Source organism: Tunturiibacter gelidiferens (assembly GCF_051013345.1).
Classification (GTDB): Bacteria; Acidobacteriota; Terriglobia; order Terriglobales; family Acidobacteriaceae; genus Edaphobacter; species Edaphobacter gelidiferens_A.
The window spans coordinates 191,906-213,906 of sequence record NZ_CP132940.1 but is presented as its reverse complement, the minus strand read 5'-3'; the positions used below and the strand labels follow the sequence as shown (position 1 = coordinate 213,906).

Genomic DNA, 22,001 nt, shown 5'->3' with positions numbered 1-22,001 from the left:
ATCTCCGGAAGCCTACGGAAAGCTTCTTTCAGCACAGCCATTCTTTGGGCTCTCGCGCGAAGGACATCGGCTTCGATGTCGATCGACGTAATGACTCTCGAAGAGATCCCGTTCTACAACGAGGATCTTGACTGCCCGCCGGATCCGCCGGCAGTCGAGAATATGAAGAAACTCATTGCGGAAAGCGACGGGGTCCTGATTGCAACACCAGAATACGACCATGGAATTCCAGGCGTTTTAAAGAACGCGTTGGACTGGGCATTTCGTCCTGCTTTCCAGTCCTGCTTCAAAAACAAACCCGTTTCGATCATCAGTTCTTCGCTCGCTTACCACCTGCTCGCCGAAAGCTCCGTGCGATGCGCAACGCAATCGCCGGCTCGCGGCCGATTTACGGGCGGAGTACGCGCGCAGTATAAGCTTCGCGAAGCATTGATCGCCATGCAAGCTCACCTTGTCATGTGTCCCGAGGTGGTGATCGCGGGCGTACACGGAAAAGTTGACCACAGCGAATATTACGACGAGGGCGGACTGCCGTTCATTTTGCAGTCTCTGGAAAGGCTGCGTGCGGAAATCCTCTCGAGGCGTGCATTTGGTGCTAACGCATTGATGATATCGAGCAGCAATGAAGAACCATCGTAATCTCGGCTTCATCATTTCTCTTCTGCATTATGCTGCTTTGGCAGTAGCTCAGGCGATGGCGACGATCTCGGCCAGTCGGTTCATCTGGAGATAGCATTTGCTTCCCCATCGGGTCGATGCCACATGTCTGAGCCCAGCATCAGGGCCGAGTTGCCATCGGGGAAGGCGCCGACTAGCCTTCCTTCATGTTTGATGGGCCCGGCTAGAACTGGACCATATGGAGGGTTAGTCTTTCGGCAAAACCGGCCCTGAAGAGGGTGGAGGATTTTGCCATGAAGAAGAAGTTCTCGGTAGAGCAGATTGTGTCGGTGTTGAAGCAGTCCGAGGTAGGCGTGCCGGTGGCGGAGCTGATTCGGAAGGTCGGGATCAGTGAACAGACGTTCTATCGATGGAAGGCGAAGTACATGGGCCTTGAAGTCGACCAGGTCCGGCAGCTGAAGCAACTGCGGGATGAGAACACGCGGCTGAAGCAGTTGGTGGCGGAACTGACGTTGGATAAGACGATGTTGCAGGATGTGCTCAGAAAAAGTTGTGAAGCCCTCGCGGCGCCGCCCGATGGTGAAGTACTTCGAGCAGAGCTATCGAGTGAGCGAACGGCACGCATGCTGTGTTCTGGAGTTGGCCCGGGCGACGTATCGCTACGAAGGCCACCAGGAGCAGTGGATCGAGTTGCGGATGCGCATCCGGGAAATCGCGCAGACCCGCGTGCGCTACGGGTATCGGATGATCCGCGTGCTGTTGAACCGTGAGGGCTGGAAGGTGGGCAAGGACCTTGTCTATCGGCTGTATAAGGAAGAGGGGCTGGGGCTGCGCAAGCGACCCGTTGGAAGAAGGCGGGCCGTGGTGCATCGACAAGAGCGCTTCCGTCCAACCGGACCGAACCAGGTCTGGGCCATGGATTTTGTTGCCGATCAGCTCTGCGATGGAAGGCGCTTCCGCTCGCTGACCATCGTGGATATTTACACCAGAGAAAGTCTTGCCATCGAAGTTGGGCAGAGCCTGAGAGGAGAAGATGTGGTGCGCGTGTTGAACCGACTAAAGGAGCAGCGTGGTGTGCCGAAGCTGCTGTTTTGTGACAATGGGTCTGAGTTCACCGGTCAGATGCTGGATCTGTGGGCGTATCGGAACAGCGTGAAGATCGACTTCTCGCGGCCCGGTAAGCCAACCGATAACGCGTTCGTGGAGAGCTTCAACGGAACCTTCCGATCAGAGTGTCTCGACACGAACTGGTTCCAGAATCTGACCGAAGCAAAGCAGATCATCGAAGCCTGGCGGCGGGAATACAATGAGAGTCGTCCTCACAGGGCTCTCGCCAACAGGACACCAGAGGAGTTCACCAGCCAGATCGCGGTTAACCGCGATCTGGCTGAAACAAAACAAGCCGATTCCTAACCCTCTAGTTGGTACAGCTTTTCCAGGCCCTTCATGTTCCAGTTTTATCTCTTCTCAACTGGTACAAAAAGCGCCGGGCACTCCAATTGGCATACAGCGTCGTTTCAGTACCAGTAAGCGAGAGAACGGGGCTTTGCCAGACCGCTTGAGGGGCCTTCGATATTGCGGCAGAACTCTCAACTGCCAAGAGATAGGGGCCGGGCCCGGCTGCGCCTGTGCGTAATCGCAAACTCCTTCTACTTGGACCAGCAGCCAGCGAACTTCGGCTACGGCTGGTGTCGGCGTCAGGCAGAGCTGATCTTTGAGATATCTATCGGGCGACATTCCAAATGCTCGACGAAAGCCTTCTTCATTGATAAGTGACTCGGGGCACTTGAGAACCACTCCTCGATCAAGGGCAGAAAGCCCCTGAGTATCAAAATCAACGTGAAGCATCGTATTCAATGATGCGGCCTCGTGAGAAGTGATATTGGCCTTCTGTCCTGGTTTTGAAATCGCGCTACTCCATAGCCTCTCATCAGCCCTGTCCATTTTAAGATAGCGTTCAACGCACCTTGCTCATCATCAACAGCCGCAACTCTGGGTCTCGGAAGCATCTATTTTCCCTCTGGAAATATCAAGGCAACAATGGTCCCGTCGTAGCCGTCTGGGAGTTCAATTTCGTTGGGTTCTAAAAACCGCACGATTCCACCGTTTAGCTGCATGACCATATTCACGTAATACAAAACGAGGCCCATGCCGCCCGGTTTCGGCGTATAACCCGTACCCAATAGAGGGCGTTGTCAATCAGGTTCCCTATGGCGCCGACGACCAAGCCAAAAGACATTTGCGCTTCGAAATCGCCAAGGGCGGCTTCGAGGATTGGCGCTTCAAACCTGACACGATGATGACTGAAACGGAGAGTGTTATTCTTCCTTGCGCGATCGATTACTTTTCGAGCGCTCTGAACGGAGCCATCGTCACGTCGCAAAATGGTGGCGAATCCGAGGAGTGCCATCAAAGCGGAAGATTGCTCTTCCACGTCCGACAGGTTGACTCCCTACTGTATCGCTCTGTGCAGCGTCTTGACTCCGCGTTCAACCTCGTGGAAGATCACAGCTAGATTCATGCCCGACATTCCGGCGTGAAGTAGAGTTCGCTGCATGTCATCGTAGTCAGACTCAATTTTGTCGATGTACTTAGTTAGCTTGTCTTCGAGTCCTTCTCGTTTCACAGCCTTCCGTAATTCCTCTAGAGGACGGCGGATTTTCTCTACTTCTGGATCGCTAGCTTTACCCGTCAAGCTACGAATGATCTCTTTATCCTTCAGGCGTTCGTTCTCCAAGGTGAACAACGCGCCTAAGACCACGTCCTTCAGCCGAGAGAGGGCATCACCTTCAACGAAACCTTCGCGATTGGTCTTTTCCACGAGCTGGGTGCTTGCTGCCAGATCAAGATGGACGGCACCAATAATGATGTTCCGACTAATGCTGCGTGTAGGAAGATTTACCCGGCGAAGGTCAAGGCCAAGCCAGTCATCGGTGGGTTCTCCGTAGTTGTAGACACGAATTCCATCTCGGTAAACCCGCACACCTCCGTTTTCGTCGAGGTAGTCGGTGAACAACTTGCTTTCGGTGAGTAAGCGTAGGAACTCGCGGTCGCGGTCGTAGACGTAGAACTCTCCCGTGACGGGCCCGATGCCGCTCTGTGATGCTGCATCCGCAATGACCCGATCTCGTCCACCGTGTTGCGGGATCAAAAGGCGGGTTTTGCTTTCAACGAGCTCGCGGCCTTCCAACTTGAGCAAGGGTATGCGGTTGAACTGGTAAAACCAACTGAACTGGCTATCAACTAATTCGAAGCTGAACTTCCATGTAGCGCGAGCAAGGATAGATTTTACGTCTGGAATATCAATCGTCCACATTTCGCGTCCAGGGACCAAGAGGCTTGCTGAAAAGCTCCCTTCTTCGGAGAATGGGGAGACAATGGTGGTGATCTGACGCTGAAGGCGACGAACATCGCCTCGTGTCCAATCTGCTTGGCGCAGGTTGGTGATGGTGATCTGAGTACCGGTTGCTGTGCCGGTGAAGACTTTCGGTTCTCGCTCCAAGATCTCAATCGGTGCATCCGAGAGAAATGGTTTGCTAATGACCTCAGACCAGTCGATAGTTACGACGTACTCCTTGTCATCAGCGTGTCGGGTTACAAGTTCGATGTGGTCCCCGAGCTTATGAACAGCAAAGCGACGGACCCCTTTTTCACCGAGCGGAAGGCGACGAAACTTAGGGCCGCGCTTAAGCGCCAGTCGCTGAAGTTCTCGGTTCTCGTGTCCTGGGACGAGCCAGATGTTGGTGAGGGTGCCTAAAGACATTCCTTCACCATCATCTTTAACGGTAATCCAAGGCGACGCTGATCCTAATCCGTTCAAAACAACAGTGACATCGCTCGCATCAGCGTCGTAAGCGTTTTTCACGAGCTCGAAAACGGCAAGGCGTGCGTTACCAATGAGCTGGTCCCCAAAAGCTGGAGTAGCCGCGCTCGCGGTCGAAACGTAGACTGATAGGTTTGGGAAGATATCTGCAAGACACACAGGATACGTGACTTCGTGGACCTATAAAAGGCCCGCTTCTAAGAAACCTTCAGAAATACCTCGAGCGGTCGAGAAGCCTTAGGCAGTCAGGTCTGAAGACAGACGCAAGCAGCTGTCGCGCAGGGTATATCCCAACCCTACGTCAGATACCTCGCGAAATAATGTCGGAATAGAGTTTCTTTCTGCGTTATCGCACAGGTAATGGCGAAGCTTAAAGAGTTTATTAGGACACATCGGCCCGCTCTAACGCGCCAGCTGAAGCCTTGTACATGATGTAGGGTTGTGCCGACGGCTTCTTCTCGTGCTTCGCTCACCCTAGTGACGTGCCGTTCCATCATTAGCTTTTATGGACGACCTCGAACGAATACCCGTCAGGGTCGAATACATCAGCGACATAGTATCCCAGATACCCGATGCACCCTCAATCGAAACGCCTCGACCGCGTCGTTTAGCTAGCAGTCCACCGGCCGGAGGATCGCCGAGGTGATAGCGGACCTGCAAATAATCGGGCGAAGACTTGAAGGATCAATGCGGCTTCCTGGACTCGCGCAAAGTCTCCCAGCGATCAACTAACCGCAGGCGGTCGGCTCCCTGGAAGGGCAACACCCATCCTGGATATTCTGGAGGAAGGACGCTGACCTCATCCAACTGCCTAAGCTCGTCCTCGGTGAATGTGAGTTCGACCGCCGCGAGATTGTCTTGAAGCTGGTCGAGGCGTTTCGCGCCAATGATCACAGAGGTCACCACGGGCCTTGCCATGAGCCATGCAAGCGAAACACGTGCAGGACTACATCCGTGTGCTTTCGCGATCGGAGCCATCACGTCGAGAATATTCCAGGTCCGCTCTTTGTCCACGATGGGAAAGTCATAGTCGGTGCGGCGCGAGTCGGTGGGCTTCTGCTGCGTCCGGCTGAACTTGCCCGAAAGTAAGCCGCCGGCAAGCGGACTCCACACGAGCAGACCGATCTTTTCGGCTTCCAGCAAGGGAACGATTTCCCGTTCGAGATCGCGGCCAGCGATCGAATAATAAGCCTGAAGTGTGTCGAATCGGGCAAGGTTCTTGTACTCGGAGATGCCGAGTGCTTTGGCGATCTTCCATGCCTGCCAGTTAGAGCAGCCGATGTAGCGGACCTTTCCTTGTTGCACCAGGGTGTCGAGAGCGCGAAGTGTCTCTCCGACAGGGGTCACGGAATCGTTGCCATGGATCTGGTACAAGTCAATATAGTCGGTCTGCAGACGGCGGAGACTCGCCTCCACTCCGTCCATAATGTGACCGCGAGAAGCCCCGATGTCATTCCGCCCAGGGCCGACGCGGCTATAGACCTTCGTCGCAATTACGACATCCTTCCGCGCGATGTTAAGGTCTTTCAGTGATCGCCCCAGAATCTTTTCGCTCTCACCCTCCGTGTAATTGTCCGCCGTATCGAAGAAGTTGATGCCGCCGTCAATCGAGGCCTTGACCAGTTCATCGGCCCCGGCTTGGTCAACGGTGCTGATAGCCTTGAAGAGGCCTCTGCCGTCCCCGAATGTCATAGTCCCGAAGCAGAGTCTCGAAACCAGGAGACCCGTATTGCCGAGCGTTGCGTATTCCATGATGCCCTCCAATTGTTGAGTACATTCGTGGATGCCACGAAAACAATGCCGAAAAGAGATTAGGACGCCCCTTCGCGCATCAATCTACGGACCTGAGCGAACGACGTGGGGATAGCCGCGAAGCGGTACAACGTACGTGCTCCAACAAAAGCTGGCTGATCGACATTCGCGTCGCTGAAGCTGTATCTATTCCGTGCGGTCTATGCACTTTCTCGTTGCCGTGAGGTCCTTCTCTTTGTTTCAGCACTTGCCTCTATGAGATTCGAGAATGGGCCTGACCGGGGTACCTGATCCTGCAAAGTTTTTGCCTGATCCTCCAGATATCGAGCCGCAATCCAGAGTTCACGCGCTCTATTCTGAGAATATGTACTGAGGGAGAAGTGCAATGTCATCCGAGCTCGCATCTTTGATCGAGGCAAATACGCGAATCGACGGTGCCTTTCCTACGCCAATTCCTGGTTTGCATCTCTCTCGCTATTCGTCACCTACGCAGACGGGGCAGGGTGTGCAGTGTCCAACTCTCGCCATCGTCGCTCAGGGAACCAAGGAGCTCATGTTGGGTAACGAGGCTTTCACCTACGCCTCCGGCCACTGCCTGGTGGTTTCACTCGATCTGCCGGTCTCTGGAAGAGTCACGACGGCCTCGAAAGCAAAGCCGTACCTCGGGATGAGCTTGGACCTCGACGTAAAACAGATACCGTCGCTTCGGACCTCCGGCAAGATCCAACGAGCGACGAAGCCTGATCGCGGTGTTTTCCTCAGCAGAATGACACCGGAATTACTCGATCCGGTACTTCGATTGCTCAAGCTCCTCGGAAAGCCGGAGGACAGTGCTGTGATCGCACCTCTGTTGCAGCGTGAGATTCTTTACCGCTTGTGGCGTAGCGAGCAAGGTGAGCAACTTGAGCGAATGGCACAATCGGATGGTCATGCCAGCGGAGTCGCGAAAGCCGTCCTCTGGCTGAAAGAGAACTTCGACAAGCCGTTTTCTATAAAGCTCATCGCCCAGGAAACGAACATGAGCCCTTCTGGACTACACCACCATTTCAAGACACTCACCAACATGACCCCCTTCAATATCAAAAGCACCTTCGCTTGCAGGAGGCTCGACGACTCATGTTGGTCGAGGCGATGGATGCGTCTGCTGCGGCGTATCACGTTGGCTATGTTAGTCGGTCACAGTTCAGTCGCGAATACAGCCGCCTCTTTGGAGCCCCGCCGCTTAGGGATGTGGAGTTGGCCCGCCAGTAGCCTCCCGCGATGCACCAAGTTGTTCGATAGTATGAGTTTTAGGCTCAATCATCAGGTTCTCTATGAAGAGACAGATCTGCTCCTACGATATGGTCGCTGTTCCTTCGGGCTCCTACACGGTTACGGATGCGGACGGAGACATGTACCTGTGCAACTCGCGATGTCTTTGCATCTGGGCGGTGATGCTCGTGACAAAACATAATTTGCCGGAAAGCGAGCGAGACCGCTCATTTGTGGTGACTAATCCCGTTGGCAAAAAGCGCAGCTTTGACAAACTGATGGATCTTGCTCAATGGGCCGCTGCCAACTCATTGGGCAAACCTGAAAGCGAGTGGTTAAAGAACGGGCGCGATGTCGAATGACCGGATTTGGTAGCAGTATAGAAGTCGCTACAAGGGTTTATCTTTATCTAACTAGAGCAAGTGGAGATTGTGCATGATTCATCCAGGACTCGCGGCTTTAGAAAAGTGGGACACCATCGAATACGCAGCCGGCTATCGGGCACGTTTAGCTGCGATACCGGATTCAGAGATCGCACATCACTGTTGGCGTTGTGGCTGGGAAGACGCCGATACGGAGGCTCTCGAATTGGATCGGCACAACCGTGTCCTGGCCCATGGCGGGGAAGATGATTACGCAGAGACAGGAGGCCTGCTGTTCGATGCCGGCGGCGATGCACGTGCGAATGGAGTTCCGTTCGATGAATGCCGTACGCAACCCTGGAAAGAAGGCTGGATCGCCGCGGACATCAACGTTGGGCTGGCAGGGATTGAAGACTAACCCTTCGAAGACCGGAGTACAGCGGGCGCTGCATTGCCGATGCGGACGCGAGAAAATCCTTGCGCTCGGTCTTTGTGCAACCTGCTACACCTTGAAACGGCAGGACGACGAATATTTTGGTGGGCTGCGAGAGCAGGTCCTAGAGAGAGATGGCTATTGCTGCCGGGTTTGCGGAGCTTCGGGGCGACGCAAACGCTCCATCGTTGTTCATCATCGCTTACCAGGAAAATCCGTACTCCATCTTATGATTTCGCTTTGCCCTGGGTGTCATGCGAAAGTTGGTCGCACAAGAGTCGTTCTTTCACAGATGCCACCGCTTCTGCTCGAATTGTGGCGCGAACAACACCCGCTCGGCCATGAGCAAACCGCGTTAGACTTCAAGGCCAATTTCGCAGTAGCTAAGAGCGCTCCTCTGTTCAGAGAAATCGCTCCACAGCAAGTCTGACCCGCGTGAAGAAAAGCCGAACTGCCATTTCCCGATCAAAAATAAGCCTCCGGCACGGTTGAGCGGTGCGCGCTATCTGGCGTGCTAACCAAGACCTTTGGGGTGGAGCTTTGATCGCTATTCTTCATGTTATTTGGCGTAACGCCACTAATATGCGTGCAATCACTCCACCCAGTCTGATGCAGACGCATTCTGAGAGGATTGACGGTACCAAAGACGGTCGTCAGGAGTAGAAGCGACTGCTAGAGCCGTTCTCGTCCTTGCGCGAAGTTATGTCGCTCATAAAGGCAGCCGCAGGCAATAGCTGTGGACTCTAGCGCTAATGTGAAAATCCAATTCGCCACTACTTTTATGCCTTCTTTATGAATTTTGGTAGACCATTCCCTGAGAACTGTGATTTTAGCTTCAGAGTGTAAAACCGCTTTTGTTAGAGTCCGCTTAATAACGTCCATAGCGCGCTCCTATAGTCGTCGAGCAGTAAAAGGTCGAACAGTGGGCAATAGGTCGGCGAACGATTCGAAGTCGAGTGGACTTACCAAGATCGGCAAGGGAAGAGACATGTTTCTACTCTTCGTGAAGGGTCGGCGGGCTTCGTTGTCTACAGAAGAGCCCGCCAAGACTGGTCGTTGGACTGAAGCCGTCTTTCTCATCATCATCTGCTTAGCGACGTGCGTCATTGTGGCTGCTATCTGGAGATTCTTTACAGCAACAATTTGAAGCCAACAGTTTGAGCCTTCGTAAACGCATTTGTTGTCAGATTGCTCCTTGGAGGTATGCCGTCAGGCCTACGGGTTCAACCTCACGCCTACTGGGGCGGCATCTTCGTCCACCGACCCGCATCAACATGAAACGCTAAGACATCAAGGTAGGGTCGCCTGGGTTTCGACCAGTTTTGCTTATCGAGTTTGAGTAAGGAGCAGTTGTAATGTCTGGTCTTCGCAAGTCTCAGTCACACCATAATGTCAACCTGTGGATAGTACCTCTCAAGATGTCCCTGGCGGCGTTGCTCCTCTTTGCGATCACGATGACGCCAGACATGCTCGCGGCGTATCACGTCATCCATCTGCCGAATTGGTTTACGATGGGCGGCATCGACGATGCCCGAGCCATCCTGGGCGCCATGCTTGGATGCGTGAGTACGGTTCTCGCTCTTATCTTCTCAGTGGCCCTGCTGGTGTTGTCCATGGTGGCGAATCTCTTCGGCCCCAGGCTGTTGTACCGTTTTGTGCAGGACTGGGTTACCCAGGCGACCATAGGTCTATTCATGGGGGCTTTCATCTACGTGTTTCTTGTGTTCCTGGTGACCCATCAGGATACGCACAGCTCATTTATTCCGCAGGTGTCATTAATAACGAGCTGGTTTGTGGTCCTGGCGGCGTTCGGCTTCCTCGTTTTCTATAGTCACAGGGTTGCGATGTTAATCCAAAACCCAGACGCGATCGGCCGTATTGTGGATGATATCCGTCGGGCAGTTGATCGAACGTACCCCAGCAACGGGGCTCAACATCCCAATGCCACTGCGAGTCACACTCTCCCGCCCAAAATGACTGACAGCATGATTGTGCAGAGCGTTACCAGCGGTTATATGCAGGAGATCAATCATCAACTGCTTTTGGACGGGGCCAACAAGAATCACGTTCAGATTGAAATCTACTTCAGACCCGGACAGTTTGTCCTGAAAGGCGAGCCGTTAGCATCTATCTCGCCACCGTCCCACCATGGCTCGCTTGTGAACCTAATAGAGCGGAGCGTCACTATTGGTCGTCACCGCGTCCTTGTTCAAGACCTTGAATTTGGTGTCGCGCAGATAGTTGAGATTGCTATACGAGCGTTAAGTCCGGCAATTAATGACACTTTCACAGGCATCGCGTGCGTCGACCTTTTAGGCGAGACACTCACAGTTTTAGCTGAAGCTCCGAAAAACGATGGACGTTGGTACGCGACCGACGGGGAATTGCGTCTGCAGGTACCCCCACTTCTTGTCCCGCGCCTAGTCAAGCAGGCCTTTGATCAAATTCGTCAGGCAGCCGCAGATAATCCTGCAGTTCTGATTCGGCTCTTGTCTACCATTGGGCGTTTAGCACCCAGGTTGCGACGTCAGGATGAGCGCGCCGCACTGATAGAGCAGGCCGCAGCTGTCTGGCAAACGGCAACCTCTAAAGAGTGTGTGGAAATGGATCGCAAAGACATTGGAGCTACCTGGCAACAGACGCGAGACCTGCTTGAGGGATCGCCGGAAAACGATTCTCGTAGTGCCTTGAAGGTGTTCGCGTGAATTAAATTGAGGCATCAGCGGCTGACGAGATTTTCGCGGATCCTGTGGGTCAAATGGATTCTGAGTCTTACCTAGTGCGCTACAACCGACCCCGTGTGCACCCGGCTCTCCTCTAAATCGAGCTCTCGCTGCAGCGTCCTCAACACTTCATCATCAATTTGTCCCTCATTCCGCAGCCGTATCAGCGCCTCTCGTTGCGCCTGAAGCACCGCCAAAATCGCATCACTCCGCCGCGCCTGATCGACCAGCCCCCGCACTCGCTCCTCCCGCTCCACTGGCATCGCATCCAACCTTTGCTGGTAGCTCGCGATCAACTCCCCAAACATCGCTGACTGACCCCGGTTCTTTGATCGCTTCCTGTCCAAATGCACCAGCGCCTCTCGGAGTAACACACGCCTCGCCTCCTGCTCCTCACCGTTCATCCCCCTGATTCCGAAAGCCCCAGCCTTCGAATCAGCCATGGTAGCGTCAGCCCTTGCACCACCAGAGTCGCAACGATTAAGCAAAACGCGAGGAAGATAATCATGCTCCTCTGCGGGAACATTCTTCCATCCGGCAATGCATACGGTAACGACACGGCGGCCGCTAACGATAGTACGCCGCGCATCCCTCCCCACCCGATCACAAATAGTCTTCGTGGCTCTGGCTTCTCTACCCCCGCCTTTCGTGCCCAACGCCGAACCCCGTATACGGCATAAGTTTCTCCGTACACCCACGCCATCCGCACCGCAATCATCACCGCGCTGAAGCCGACCCCGTACTCCAGCAGCACCACGCGGCTCATACCCCCGATTTGCCCCATCACATACGGCAGTTGCAGCCCGATTAGCACAAACACAATCCCGTTCAGCGCAAATGTCAGCGCATCCCACACGGCTGTTGCCTGCAGCCGCACCTGCGGTGACATGTACTCCGGACTCTTCCGGCTCATATACATGCTGCAGGCAATCACAGCGATCACACCCGACACATGCGCCCTGGCGCCCATAAGGTAAGCTGCATATGGCACCAGAATGCTGATCACAATCTCGATCGGGCCGTCATCCACCCACTTTTCAAACCATGCCACCACGGCTCCAATTGCAAGCCCGATGAGTACACCGCCGCCGGTCAAGAACACCAGCCGCCCAACCCCTTCCACCAACGACGGTGTGTGGCCTGTCACCAGCATCAGCAACCCAAACTGCAGCGCCAGTAATCCGGTGCCATCGTTCACCAGGCTCTCCGCTTCCAGAATGTCCACGATGCGCTGCGGCAACCCAACTCTTCGCGCAATTGATGTCGCCGCAATCGCATCCGTTGCCGCCACCACAGCGCCCAGCAGGACCGCAGCCTTCCAGTCGAAGCCAGGCAACAATGAACCTGCCGCCAGCGCCAGCCCCACCACCGTGAACAGCACCAGCCCTACCGCAAGCATTGCGATGCTTACGAAATTACGCTGGAACTCCCTCCACGATAGCGTCCAGGCCGCCGAATACAGGAGCGGGGGCAGGAAGACAAGAAAGACCAGATCGGGATCGAGCCCAACCCGTGGCATCCCCGGGAGAAAGCTCAACAGCAATCCTGCAATCACGAGCAGGATCGGATAGGGTACCTTTAGCCGCCGCGCAAGTCCTGCAAACATCGCCACAAACACGAGCAGCAGCAGGAATACTGCCTGCACGGCCTGTATGCCAGCACCACTGACCATTAGCCCACCAACCAGATACATCCATCACTGATGTCGGAGACGAGGAGCATGGCCTATTATCTCCCCGCATCAGAGCACAGGATGCTCAAATCGCCCCTTTGCCTGTCCGCTGCAGCAAGGCTCTTACCGCACGGCAAGCGAAAACGAATTTCCCAACTTTACGGATTTCTTACACGGCACGGAGTAGCCTCTTCTGCACGTCGGCCACGGATTTGATGCCGACCGGCGGAGCGCTCAATGTCGTTGTTTGATCTCTTAATTGGCAGACCCATCGCAACAACAGAGGAGCGCGCTGAGCACATCGGTCCCATAGCTGGCATTCCAGTATTTGGCCTTGACGCTCTCAGCTCGGCTGCCTATGGTCCTGAGGCTGCTCTAACGCTTCTCATCCCCCTTGGCCTCATGGGCATTCAGCACATCGTACCCATCAGCTTCGCCATCATCGGCCTGCTGGTCATCGTTTTCGTCTCCTACCTGCAGACCATCGACGCCTACCCTCACGGTGGCGGCAGTTACACGGTCGCGTCTGAGAACCTTGGCGCGAACGCTGGTCTGCTGGCAGCTGCCGCGCTGATGATCGACTACATCCTTAACGCCGCGGTAGGTATCTCCGCGGGAGTGGGCGCGCTGGTCTCGGCGTTCCCCCACCTCCAACCCCACACCCTCGCGCTCTGCCTCGCCATCCTGCTCATCCTCACCTTGATCAACGTGCGCGGGGTCAAGGACACGGGGACCGCCTTCCTCATCCCCACCTACCTCTTCGTCGGCACGCTGCTGCTCGTGATCCTCGTCGGAGCGGTACGCGCCTTCGCCGCAGGCGGCCATCCGGTCCCGATCGTCGAGCCCCCACACCTACCCGTCAGCGCGTCGATGCTCTCCCTCTGGCTTCTGGCCAAGGTCTTCGCCAGCGGATGCACCGCCATGACCGGCGTCGAGGCCGTCTCGAACGGAGTCAACGCCTTCCGCGAGCCCACGCAGAAGAACGCCAAGCGGACGCTCACCATCATCATCGTTCTGCTCATGGTCTTCCTCGCCGGCATTGCGTTGCTGTGCCGCGCCTACTCGATCGGCGCTACCGATCCCGGCGCCGCCGGCTATCAGAGCATCCTCTCCCAACTCACCGCCGCGGTCATGGGCCGCGGCTGGTTTTACTATGTCACCATCGGCTCAATCCTTGCGGTGCTCGCGCTCTCGGCGAACACGTCGTATGCCGACTTCCCGCGTTTGACGCGCGCCATCGCGATGCACGACTATCTACCGCACGTCTTCATGATCCGCGGGCGCCGCCTGCTTTACTCCCACGGCATCGTTGCGCTGGTAGGCTTCACTGCGCTCCTGCTGATCGTCTTCGGCGGCGTAACAGACCGACTGATCCCGCTCTTTGCCATCGGTGCCTTCCTCGCCTTCACGCTCTCCCAGGCCGGCATGGTGATGCACTGGAAACGACAGGGCGGCAAAGGAACACTTCACCGCATGATCATCAACGGCGTGGGAGCCGTCGCCACCGGCGTCACGCTTATCGTTGTGCTTGTCGCCAAGTTCACTGAAGGCGCATGGATCACTGCGATCCTCGTTCCCGCCCTGATCATTACGATGAGCGCCGTCAAGCGCCATTACGATCGTGTCGCACGCCAGATCGCCGTCGATTGCCGCATGCGCGTCGACAACCTCGCCGAGCCTCTGGTCATCGTCCCCCTCGATCGCTGGTCCCGCATTACCGAAAAGGGCCTGCGCTTCGCTTTGAAGATCAGCGACCAGGTTCAAGCCGTCCACGTTGACGCCGAGGACTGCTGCGATGAGGTGCAACAGATGTGGCAACAAAATGTCGCCGCGCCTTTGCGCGAGTCGGGCAAGACGGTTCCTGAGCTTATTCTTCTCTCCTCACCCTACCGCTTCGTCATAACGCCGCTCGTCGAGTACATCCTGAAGATCGAGCGCGACCATCCTGATCGTCAGATCGCCGTCCTGGTCCCCGAGCTCGTCGTCAAACACTGGTGGCAGGCTCCGCTCCACAACCAGCGGGCTCAACTGCTGAAGCTACTCCTTCTTGTTCGCGGTAATCAGCGCATCATCGTCATCAACATCCCCTGGTATCTGTAACCCAGACCGCCACAATAGCTTAGACAAGCCAGGCGAAGTTCTCGCGGCCGCGGCGCAGGCTCTGTGACTTTTTCCTCAGTCACCTGGATCGAATCACCTGGAAGCGAACAGAATAGCCAAAGCCGATCGAGTGATCGGGTGTTGCGGCCGAAAGACCGAAGCCACAATGAAAGTCGAGTTGCTGATGCGGCGAAGGCTTGTATGCCGTGCCGAAATCGATAACGTGCTGCGGACCGCCGCGTTGGGGAAAAGCGCCGGAATATTCGATGTAGGCGTCCCAGGACGGCGTTAGCTGCCGGTCAAAATACACACTGGATTGGCCCGTCAGATTTCGCCGCGCTCCCTCGGTTGGCCACATGAGAGAGAACATTCCCGCGGCCGTCCAGTTCTTTGTCACGGCGCGCGACCAGGGCAGTTGCACGGTTGGATCATAGCCATGACTCGATATCGAGTTCGCTCCCGTCGGAAGGCTGATGGACGGTATGAGCGAAACGTCAAATCTGCCCCGTGTTGGCCCCAACTGCTGTTTGAAGCCCACGCTCAAATCACCAAACCCGTTGGCGAATCTGGATTCGGTGTCGTCATTGAAAAAATAGTCCGGGGCCGCAAAACGGAGCTCGGTTTTGCTGACAATTCCAAATCGCACCGCCGTCTCGGGGAGATCAAAGCTACGTTGGCCTCCATTGCCGGTCTCCTGAAACCCATTCTCAAACTGCAAGCTGCCACAGGGGACGACGACACTCGAACTTGTGATCTGTGGTCGGTCTGTGGCAATCGGGCTTTGCCCATTGACGCCGCAAGTCTGACTCCTTGCTTGGAGTGCGAGAATTCCCGTTGTGACGGAAAGGAACAGCACAAAGGTAGACCGCAGCATGCAGAAGATAGTAACGGAAGACCCATATCGCAAGTGTCCAATGCAGTCCTTAGCCGAACCACTCCTTTCCGTCCTGGTCATAGACATCACACGAATAAAAGAGGCATGGACGCCTTAGGTTCCCCTCGTACAGTGAGCCCAACCAATACACACAACTTCTTTACGACTTCGTTACGGCTTCCTCACGAAATCATTGCTATCGTCTCGGTGGCCTGGCCTGCGATCAGATAAACGCCTTTCGCAAGAGCCATGAGAAAACGGAGAAGTAAAGTGAAAACAATAATTAAGTCACGCATTCAGTGGCCATCGCTGCTGGGGTTGGCGCTAATCGGCCTGCGTCTTGGAGTGGGAGATCTAAGAGCCCAGACCACTGTGCCCAACTTGCAAACATCGGTGGAAGGTACTCAGACTGGCCAGGACCTGAAGATCCAGCAGTTGCAGGACAAACTGGAGGAGATTCAGAAGGAGCTCATAGAGCTGAAGAAAGCCAATTCAGCCCAGCCGGAAACCCATCACACTACGACGGCAAAGGCCTCAGTTGCCGCGCCGAACCTGAGTGAAGCTGAGCCAGAGGTCACCGATCCCTCCAGTCCGCACTCGGAGCCGTTCGCCTTTGCTGACTTCACCTGGCTCAACGGCAACGCACGCACCAAGGACACTCCGTATGCGACCAAATTCTTTACACCCGAGATTCGCTCTGATGTGAGCTATACCTACGACTTCCGACACCCAAAGGACGACACCATCGTCGGATCGAGCGAAGTGTTTCGGTCGAGCGAGGTTACACTGACGGACCTTGGAATCGGCGGCGACTTCCACATCAACAATGTGCGTGCCCGCGTTTTGAGCCAGATCGGCCTTTACTCCACGGCCACGCCGCGCAATGATGCCAGCCCCGCGCGCGGGCAGTGGGACCTTGCCGACGCCTATCGTTATATAAGTGAGGCCAACGCCGGCTACCACTTCAACGTGCAGCACGGCCTCAACGTGGATGCCGGCATCTTCCTCTCCTACGTCGGCCTGTTCTCGTTTTACCAGTTCGACAACTGGGCCTATCAGCCGTCCTACGTCTCCTCGAACACACCGTGGTTCTTCAACGGCGTGCGCGTGCAGTGGTATCCCACGGCCAAGTTGAAGATCGAGCCATGGTTCATCAACGGATGGCAGTCCTACGGCCGGTTCAACGGCCGGCCTGGACTCGGCGGACAGATCCTGTATCGGCCCAACGGCAAGTGGGAGTTTATCGGCAACCAGTACGGTTTTGGCGAGGATGCCTTGGGCGTGCCCAGCCGCACCCGCTTGCACACCGACGACAGCATCGAATACAAGTACTACGACCGCCCCGATGCAGTCATCAGCAAAGCTGCGATGACCCTCACCGGAGACGCCGGATGCGAGAGCGGCGGCGGAGTCAGCTGCCATGGCAATACCAAGGAAGGCCCGAAACAGAGCTTCCTCGGCTTTATGCTTTACAACCGTCTCTGGTTCGATCGTGATCGTTTCGGTCTGACCCTTGGTGGTGGACGCATCAACAACCCCGGCCGCTACCTGGTACTGCTGCCGCCGATCAACGGTGCAACGGCTGCTTCTGGCACGCCATACTTCACCGAGAATCCGGGTGATCCGTTCAAGGCGTGGGACGCTTCGGTTACCGCCGACTACATGCCGAGCCAGTACTTCACCTACCGCCTTGAGTACAACCATCGTGCGGCGAACGTCCCATACTTCGCCGGCCCCGGTGGAGTCACGCCTCCAGGCGGCAACACCGGAGCCCTCGGCTCTGTTGTCCCAAACTGGAGTCCAGACCTTCGCAACAGCGAGAACCGGGTAACCGGTGCCTTCCTCGTGAAGTTCTAAATCGGATGGCTGGTAGCAGCGCACGCTGTTGCCAGCCACACTCCCTTCCGATAGACCCAATTTCGAACTGTTTTCTGGGCGTCCGAGAATGCCTAGGCCACGGGTATGTTCACTCACGACTGCAGTGTGTTTCTTATCCACAACCTCGGCCGCTTGAATAAGAGTCCCTCCACTCTCAGGTCAATTCTCATGACGCCAATACGCACATGCCCACTGGAATCTGCCTCACGAGTCCTCAAAGGGATGCTGTTGGTCATAGCTGTCGTTATTTTGAGCGGAACCTTGATCAAATCCTCGAACGCACAATCGCGCAATGTTGACGGGGCCTTGCTGGTAGAAGTCCGAATAGATAGAGCGCCGGCTGTTCTGCTGCTCGATACAGGTGCAGAACGCTCACTCCTTGATCGGGAGTTCGCACAGCGACTCGGACTTCGCCCAGTTGGACTTGCGAATATTCAGAAACCCTATTCGTCGGATCAAAGTGAGCTCGTGCTTGTTACCAACGTAGACATTCAATCTGTTCACATCAAAGACATAAAAATGTTGACGGATGATTTGGCGGCAAGCTCCGGAGCGTTGGGAGTGCATATCGACGGAATCTTAGGAAATGACATTCTTGGCAAATTTGCGGTAACCCTCGACTATTCCACGGGGTCTGTCACGTTCGGCCCAATATCCGCTGTACATCACGGCGTTCCCATCAAACTGCGGAGAATCGGTGACCGATATTTCGCTAACTTGAAATTTGGTGGGGTTCCGTTGACGTTTCTGCTTGACACCGGCACGAACTTCAGCAGCTTGTCGCAGGGAGGATGGTCAAAGCTGAATCAAGACAAGCGGCCGCTGCCGGCCATTGATGGTGTTCGTTCATCGGGAACGTCAGCGACTTCTAAATTAGTGTGCTTCCCTCGGATGCTGATTGGACGTGCTTTTTATGAAAACCTGCCAATGAGAGTACTACCACCGACGTCTGCTGGGATTCTTTCAAATCCCGACATCAGCGGCCTATTGGGCAGTGATTTCCTAATGCGATTTGTCGTTTTACTCGATTTTGCGAATGACTCTCTGTATCTGAGTCCTGATCCTAACTTCAAGGCTGATCAAGATCGCTTCTCTACAATTGGTATTCAGTTTGCGAAAGACTCTACCGGGTTCTTTACTATTATGGCGGTCTGGAGTCCGACTCCTGCGTCGGAGGAGAATTTCAATGTAGGCGATCAAATCCTTTCCGCTAATGGACTAAGCACGATCGAAATGACTCAGGAAGATCTGTCGAGCCAACTGCATGGAAAACCGGGTCGTGAGGTTCAGGTAGACATCAGTTCGCACGGAAGCCAACGTACTGTTCGTTTGGCAATAAGAAATCTTCTTTGCCAATAACGGCCTTAAGGCGACAGACGGAAAAGGATTGACGTTTCCTGTTCCACCCGTTTAGAAATGTCAGGGAAGACTGCTCTTTAGAAATGTCATTCTAAACATTTCCACCGCCCCGATTTCCCGCGCGATAACTTCGCCGTTCGTCATGTGTGTCCGAAAGCCCGTACGCATTCGTGACAGATGAAGCTTCACTCCTTATCTCTTGCCAGCGATACGCCGGTGCCGGAATCAGGATCGCCAATGAACCAGTTGCCTCAGCCAACGCAGCCGCTTTGGCCGGAACCTTCGGAACATAATCCGGCCCGTATATCTGCCGCCCGCGTTTTTGATACTGCCCCTTCTCGCTATTGGTCTTCACCTTGGCTTCGAAGTGCGTATCTTGTTGCGCCTTGATGAGCGCCAACGTATGCCCCAGGCGCTTATTCTCGACGATCGCAGTGTGGCTGACGCGCTGATCCTTGCTGAAAATGCGGTAGGGAAGGATGTACCCATTCCACCGGACTTCAAGAGGTCTGTCCGCGAAATCGAAGACGTCGACATACTCCCCGGCGAGCCCCTTTGCGACTTCGGTCTTCTCAAGGATGACCTGCTTCCTGTCGTAGTGGAACGTGAGCTGCGCCCCGACATGTCGTTTCTCCTGATGACAGAGAATGTCTTCCAGTCGCCTTGTTGTGTCAGGGATGGGGCGATGAAGGTCGCCGGCATTTGCCGGGAGAACAGCGAAGCGTTCGTTGAAGCGTTGCATGAAGTCCTGCAGGAAGTCGTTGCCTGCTTCTATGTCGCTGATGTTGGCTAGGCGTAATTCCTTCACCAAGCGGTCCTGCAGCGTTCGATTCACGCGCTCCACGCGCCCCTTGGCCTGGCTGGAGTTCGCACAGATGATCTCGATGTTTAGCTCGGCTAAGGCACGACCGAACTGCGTCATGCCTTGGCCTCCCTTGGCCTCACGATTTTGTCGGAAGACCGTGTGCTTGTCGGAGTAGAACGCCACAGGAGCACCATGCGCTTCAAGGTATCCACGGAGCGCATAGAAGTAGGAATCGGTGCTCTCGCTCAAAACGAACTTCAACTGCATCAAGCGGCTCGTCGCATCGTCGATGAAGACCAGAAGCGTGCACGGCTCCCCTCGATGCTCAAACCAGCGGTGATTGCTGCCGTCGATCTGGACCAGCTCTCCGACGCGCTCGCGGCGAAGACGAGGCTGATGAAATCGCTTGCGTTGCTTCCGAGAAAGCCATAAGCCTTCAGCCATCATCCAGCGCCGCAGGGTCTCCGTGCCCAGACGAATGCCATGCCGCTCCGCAAGAGCCTCCGCCGCAAGCGTGGGGCCGAAGTCGCTGTAGTGGGACCTGACAAGCTCAACGGCGTACGCCCGAATACCTGAGTTGATCTTCCTGTTCGAGTCCCGGCCTCTGGCCTTGTGGGCGAGGCCGGAGCCACCCAGCTCCTGGTATCGAGCCAGCAGCCGGAATGCCTGGCGAACGCTGATGTCTAAAACCGAGGCTGCCGCAACGACTGTCCGTTGGCCCGCAAGTACTTCACTCAAAACCGCAATACGCGTTAAATCACGCTGGCTCATCCTAATCAGATCCATCCTTTGAACATGACATTTCAAAAGAGGAGGACCGTGACATTTCTATTGGGTTGCTACACAGCCACTATACATAAGAGGCGTTATCAGACTTAGATTCAATGTCTTACAATGAATACTGAAAGTATAACAGGAAACATTCGTTGAGGTACCCTACTTTTCCTCAACGCGCACCAGCTTTGAAATCGGGTGCTTGAACCACTGCTGCTCTGTGTCCTTGAGATTGACGGTAGCTGTTCCCGCCTCGTGATCGATCGCGACGATGATGCAAACCGATCGGATCTCCCAATCGGTTCGGTAGACTTTCTCCCCAGCTTTGAGCGGTGGCGATGGCGGCGGCGATGACTTCTTCGTGGCATCTCTAAATGCTACCAGCTCCGATCCGGCCAGCCTGGCTCTTATATCGAATGACGTATAAAAGAGCGAATTGATATGTCATTCTATATCAACTTCCTGTGCTGCTTTCTTCCTGTGCAACGTTCACGGTTAGGCTATGCTCAAGCTGGGCTATCGTGGCTTCGAGGTCCGTGGCCTCGACTCGAGCTCCCATCGCGACGCCGATCTCGCCGAGCGCCTTCGCCCGCGTGATCCCATAGTCACAGACATCCGGCAGACAGTCGTAGGCCTTGATGGCTGGAACGTAGGAACGTTGTGCCTTGTGGATGAGCCCGATCGAGCGCCAGGCACCGTAGCACTTAGGATCGATCCTCACTGCCTGCTCAAAACATTCAAGTTCCGCTTTAACATTTTTGCGTGCGGTGATCTCCGCTATACCTATCTGCAACCACAGGTGCGTGTTGAAGGGAGCTTCCTGAACGGCCAAGCTCGTGATCCGATGGTAGTAATCCTGCTTGGCCTCCCAACGCTCCCCTTCCGCGAGGTAGCCGAAGTGGAGAACGTTGAAACCCGGATGCCTATACCGGAGACCGGCGACCAGAATCTGCTGCTCGACACCTTCGTGGATGCGGTCAGTAAAGAAAATCCTCGGGTCGCGCCGGAACAGACGGCAGTTGCTGTGCTCGGCGTAGGACGAGGCCCGCTCATGGCGATCCTTGTTCTCCCGCGACAGCGAACCCAGCATATCGTTGAAGCGTTTTTTGAAGTAGTTGCGGAAACTGACAAGATACCCAGCGACATCACCACTGCTCCGTAACAGACCCGGGATGCCGTGGCGCGTCTCGTCCGGGAGCTCCTCGTCTAGCACCAGCACCCAGTCGGTCGTCATCCGAGCCAGGGCAATGTTCCGGGCTTCGGCGTAGTGATCTGTCCAGGGGCAGGCCACACTCACGCGCCACGGCGATCATGTTGTCGGTCGAGCCGGTGTCCGCGATGATGATCTTGGTCGACGAGACCGCGTACACTCAACAGACACCCTCCGGGGTAGTGGGCACTACCTATTCAGTAGTACCCGGATCAGAATTGCCAAGGCCAACAAGAACCGCCAGTCCAGCGCGACCTTGATGACCACAGAAAGCCAGTCTCCTGGCTCCTTTTTGGGCATCCGCCCCCGCCCCCGCCCAGCCTATCGCCCATACACCCGCCCCGCCGCCCGCCCGGACCTCGGGCAT

General features: G+C 55.4%; 15 protein-coding genes and 1 pseudogene. 9 read left to right on the top strand and 7 right to left on the bottom strand.

Translation table 11 applies throughout. From position 1 onward, the window contains the following. Positions 1–639 (top strand): NADPH-dependent FMN reductase (locus RBB80_RS34440; protein WP_433970418.1); only part of this gene is annotated, 639 nt, incomplete at its 5' end. A 272-nt stretch (positions 640–911) separates the two neighbouring features. Next, positions 912–2,031, top strand: a protein-coding gene (locus RBB80_RS34435) for an IS3 family transposase (protein ID WP_433970417.1) whose coding sequence is annotated in 2 segments (ribosomal slippage) — positions 912–1,159 and positions 1,158–2,031 — 1,122 coding nt in all. Because the reading frame shifts where the segments join, the coding sequence is not laid out codon by codon here. Positions 2,032–3,070: 1,039 nt separating this feature from the next. On the opposite strand, the gene RBB80_RS34430 is transcribed toward RBB80_RS34435, so the two are convergent. Together RBB80_RS34430 and RBB80_RS34425 are read right to left on the bottom strand one after the other, a co-directional pair. Continuing rightward, the gene (locus RBB80_RS34430; protein WP_433970415.1) at positions 3,071–4,483 is read right to left on the bottom strand and encodes an ATP-binding protein; all 1,413 of its coding nucleotides are present in this window, start codon (positions 4,481–4,483) and stop codon (positions 3,071–3,073) included. A 642-nt stretch (positions 4,484–5,125) separates the two neighbouring features. Beyond that, positions 5,126–6,193: an aldo/keto reductase gene (locus RBB80_RS34425; RefSeq protein ID WP_433970413.1), complete on the bottom strand. Its 1,068-nt coding sequence runs from the start codon at positions 6,191–6,193 to the stop codon at positions 5,126–5,128. A gap of 385 nt (positions 6,194–6,578) precedes the next feature. On the opposite strand from RBB80_RS34425, the gene RBB80_RS34420 reads away from it, so the two are divergent. The 4 genes from RBB80_RS34420 (at position 6,579) to RBB80_RS34405 (ending at position 10,944) form a co-directional block, all read left to right on the top strand. Beyond that, on the top strand, positions 6,579–7,646 hold the full coding sequence (locus RBB80_RS34420; protein ID WP_433970412.1) for an AraC family transcriptional regulator N-terminal domain-containing protein: 1,068 nt from the start codon (positions 6,579–6,581) through the stop codon (positions 7,644–7,646). After that, the gene (locus RBB80_RS34415) at positions 7,633–7,806 is read left to right on the top strand and encodes a hypothetical protein (protein ID WP_433970411.1); all 174 of its coding nucleotides are present in this window, start codon (positions 7,633–7,635) and stop codon (positions 7,804–7,806) included. Before RBB80_RS34420 ends, RBB80_RS34415 begins: the two co-directional genes overlap by 14 nt. Before the next feature lie 73 nt (positions 7,807–7,879). Beyond that, entirely contained in the window at positions 7,880–8,224 is a 345-nt protein-coding gene (locus RBB80_RS34410; protein ID WP_433970410.1) for a hypothetical protein, read from the top strand. 1,370 nt (positions 8,225–9,594) lie between these two features. Further along, positions 9,595–10,944, top strand: coding sequence for a DUF2254 domain-containing protein (locus RBB80_RS34405; RefSeq protein ID WP_433970409.1), 1,350 nt, complete (start codon positions 9,595–9,597; stop codon positions 10,942–10,944). A 71-nt stretch (positions 10,945–11,015) separates the two neighbouring features. Here RBB80_RS34405 and RBB80_RS34400 read toward each other — a convergent pair whose 3' ends face one another. Both RBB80_RS34400 and RBB80_RS34395 read right to left on the bottom strand, forming a co-directional pair. Next, positions 11,016–11,336 (bottom strand): hypothetical protein, encoded by a 321-nt coding sequence (locus RBB80_RS34400; protein WP_433970407.1) that lies wholly within the window; start codon positions 11,334–11,336, stop codon positions 11,016–11,018. Positions 11,337–11,362: 26 nt separating this feature from the next. Beyond that, the gene (locus RBB80_RS34395) at positions 11,363–12,655 is read right to left on the bottom strand and encodes a Na+/H+ antiporter (RefSeq protein ID WP_433970406.1); all 1,293 of its coding nucleotides are present in this window, start codon (positions 12,653–12,655) and stop codon (positions 11,363–11,365) included. Positions 12,656–12,871: 216 nt separating this feature from the next. On the opposite strand from RBB80_RS34395, the gene RBB80_RS34390 reads away from it, so the two are divergent. Continuing rightward, positions 12,872–14,734 (top strand): APC family permease, encoded by a 1,863-nt coding sequence (locus RBB80_RS34390; RefSeq protein ID WP_433970404.1) that lies wholly within the window; start codon positions 12,872–12,874, stop codon positions 14,732–14,734. A 79-nt stretch (positions 14,735–14,813) separates the two neighbouring features. On the opposite strand, the gene RBB80_RS34385 is transcribed toward RBB80_RS34390, so the two are convergent. Continuing rightward, on the bottom strand, positions 14,814–15,641 hold the full coding sequence (locus tag RBB80_RS34385; protein ID WP_433970403.1) for a transporter: 828 nt from the start codon (positions 15,639–15,641) through the stop codon (positions 14,814–14,816). A 237-nt stretch (positions 15,642–15,878) separates the two neighbouring features. Here RBB80_RS34385 and RBB80_RS34380 point away from each other — a divergent pair, with 237 nt between their 5' ends. Beyond that, positions 15,879–17,465, top strand: coding sequence for an outer membrane beta-barrel protein (locus RBB80_RS34380; protein WP_433970402.1), 1,587 nt, complete (start codon positions 15,879–15,881; stop codon positions 17,463–17,465). Between the two features lie 243 nt (positions 17,466–17,708). Then, positions 17,709–18,845: an aspartyl protease family protein gene (locus RBB80_RS34375; protein ID WP_433970400.1), complete on the top strand. Its 1,137-nt coding sequence runs from the start codon at positions 17,709–17,711 to the stop codon at positions 18,843–18,845. A 307-nt stretch (positions 18,846–19,152) separates the two neighbouring features. On the opposite strand, the pseudogene RBB80_RS34370 reads toward RBB80_RS34375, so the two are convergent. Next, a pseudogene (locus RBB80_RS34370) lies at positions 19,153–20,436 on the bottom strand (ISNCY family transposase); the annotation flags it as partial. 442 nt (positions 20,437–20,878) lie between these two features. Further along, on the bottom strand, positions 20,879–21,658 hold the full coding sequence (locus tag RBB80_RS34365; RefSeq protein WP_433970399.1) for a tetratricopeptide repeat-containing glycosyltransferase: 780 nt from the start codon (positions 21,656–21,658) through the stop codon (positions 20,879–20,881). Positions 21,659–22,001: the final 343 nt, after the last annotated feature.

Coding starts and splice junctions, on each gene's coding strand:
- RBB80_RS34425 (WP_433970413.1), bottom strand. CDS start 6,193: ATGGAATACGCAACGCTCGGCAATACGGGTCTCCTGGTTTCGAGACTC.
- RBB80_RS34420 (WP_433970412.1), top strand. CDS start 6,579: ATGTCATCCGAGCTCGCATCTTTGATCGAGGCAAATACGCGAATCGAC.
- RBB80_RS34410 (WP_433970410.1), top strand. CDS start 7,880: ATGATTCATCCAGGACTCGCGGCTTTAGAAAAGTGGGACACCATCGAA.
- RBB80_RS34405 (WP_433970409.1), top strand. CDS start 9,595: ATGTCTGGTCTTCGCAAGTCTCAGTCACACCATAATGTCAACCTGTGG.
- RBB80_RS34395 (WP_433970406.1), bottom strand. CDS start 12,655: ATGTATCTGGTTGGTGGGCTAATGGTCAGTGGTGCTGGCATACAGGCC.
- RBB80_RS34390 (WP_433970404.1), top strand. CDS start 12,872: ATGTCGTTGTTTGATCTCTTAATTGGCAGACCCATCGCAACAACAGAG.
- RBB80_RS34375 (WP_433970400.1), top strand. CDS start 17,709: ATGCTGTTGGTCATAGCTGTCGTTATTTTGAGCGGAACCTTGATCAAA.
- RBB80_RS34365 (WP_433970399.1), bottom strand. CDS start 21,658: ATGACGACCGACTGGGTGCTGGTGCTAGACGAGGAGCTCCCGGACGAG.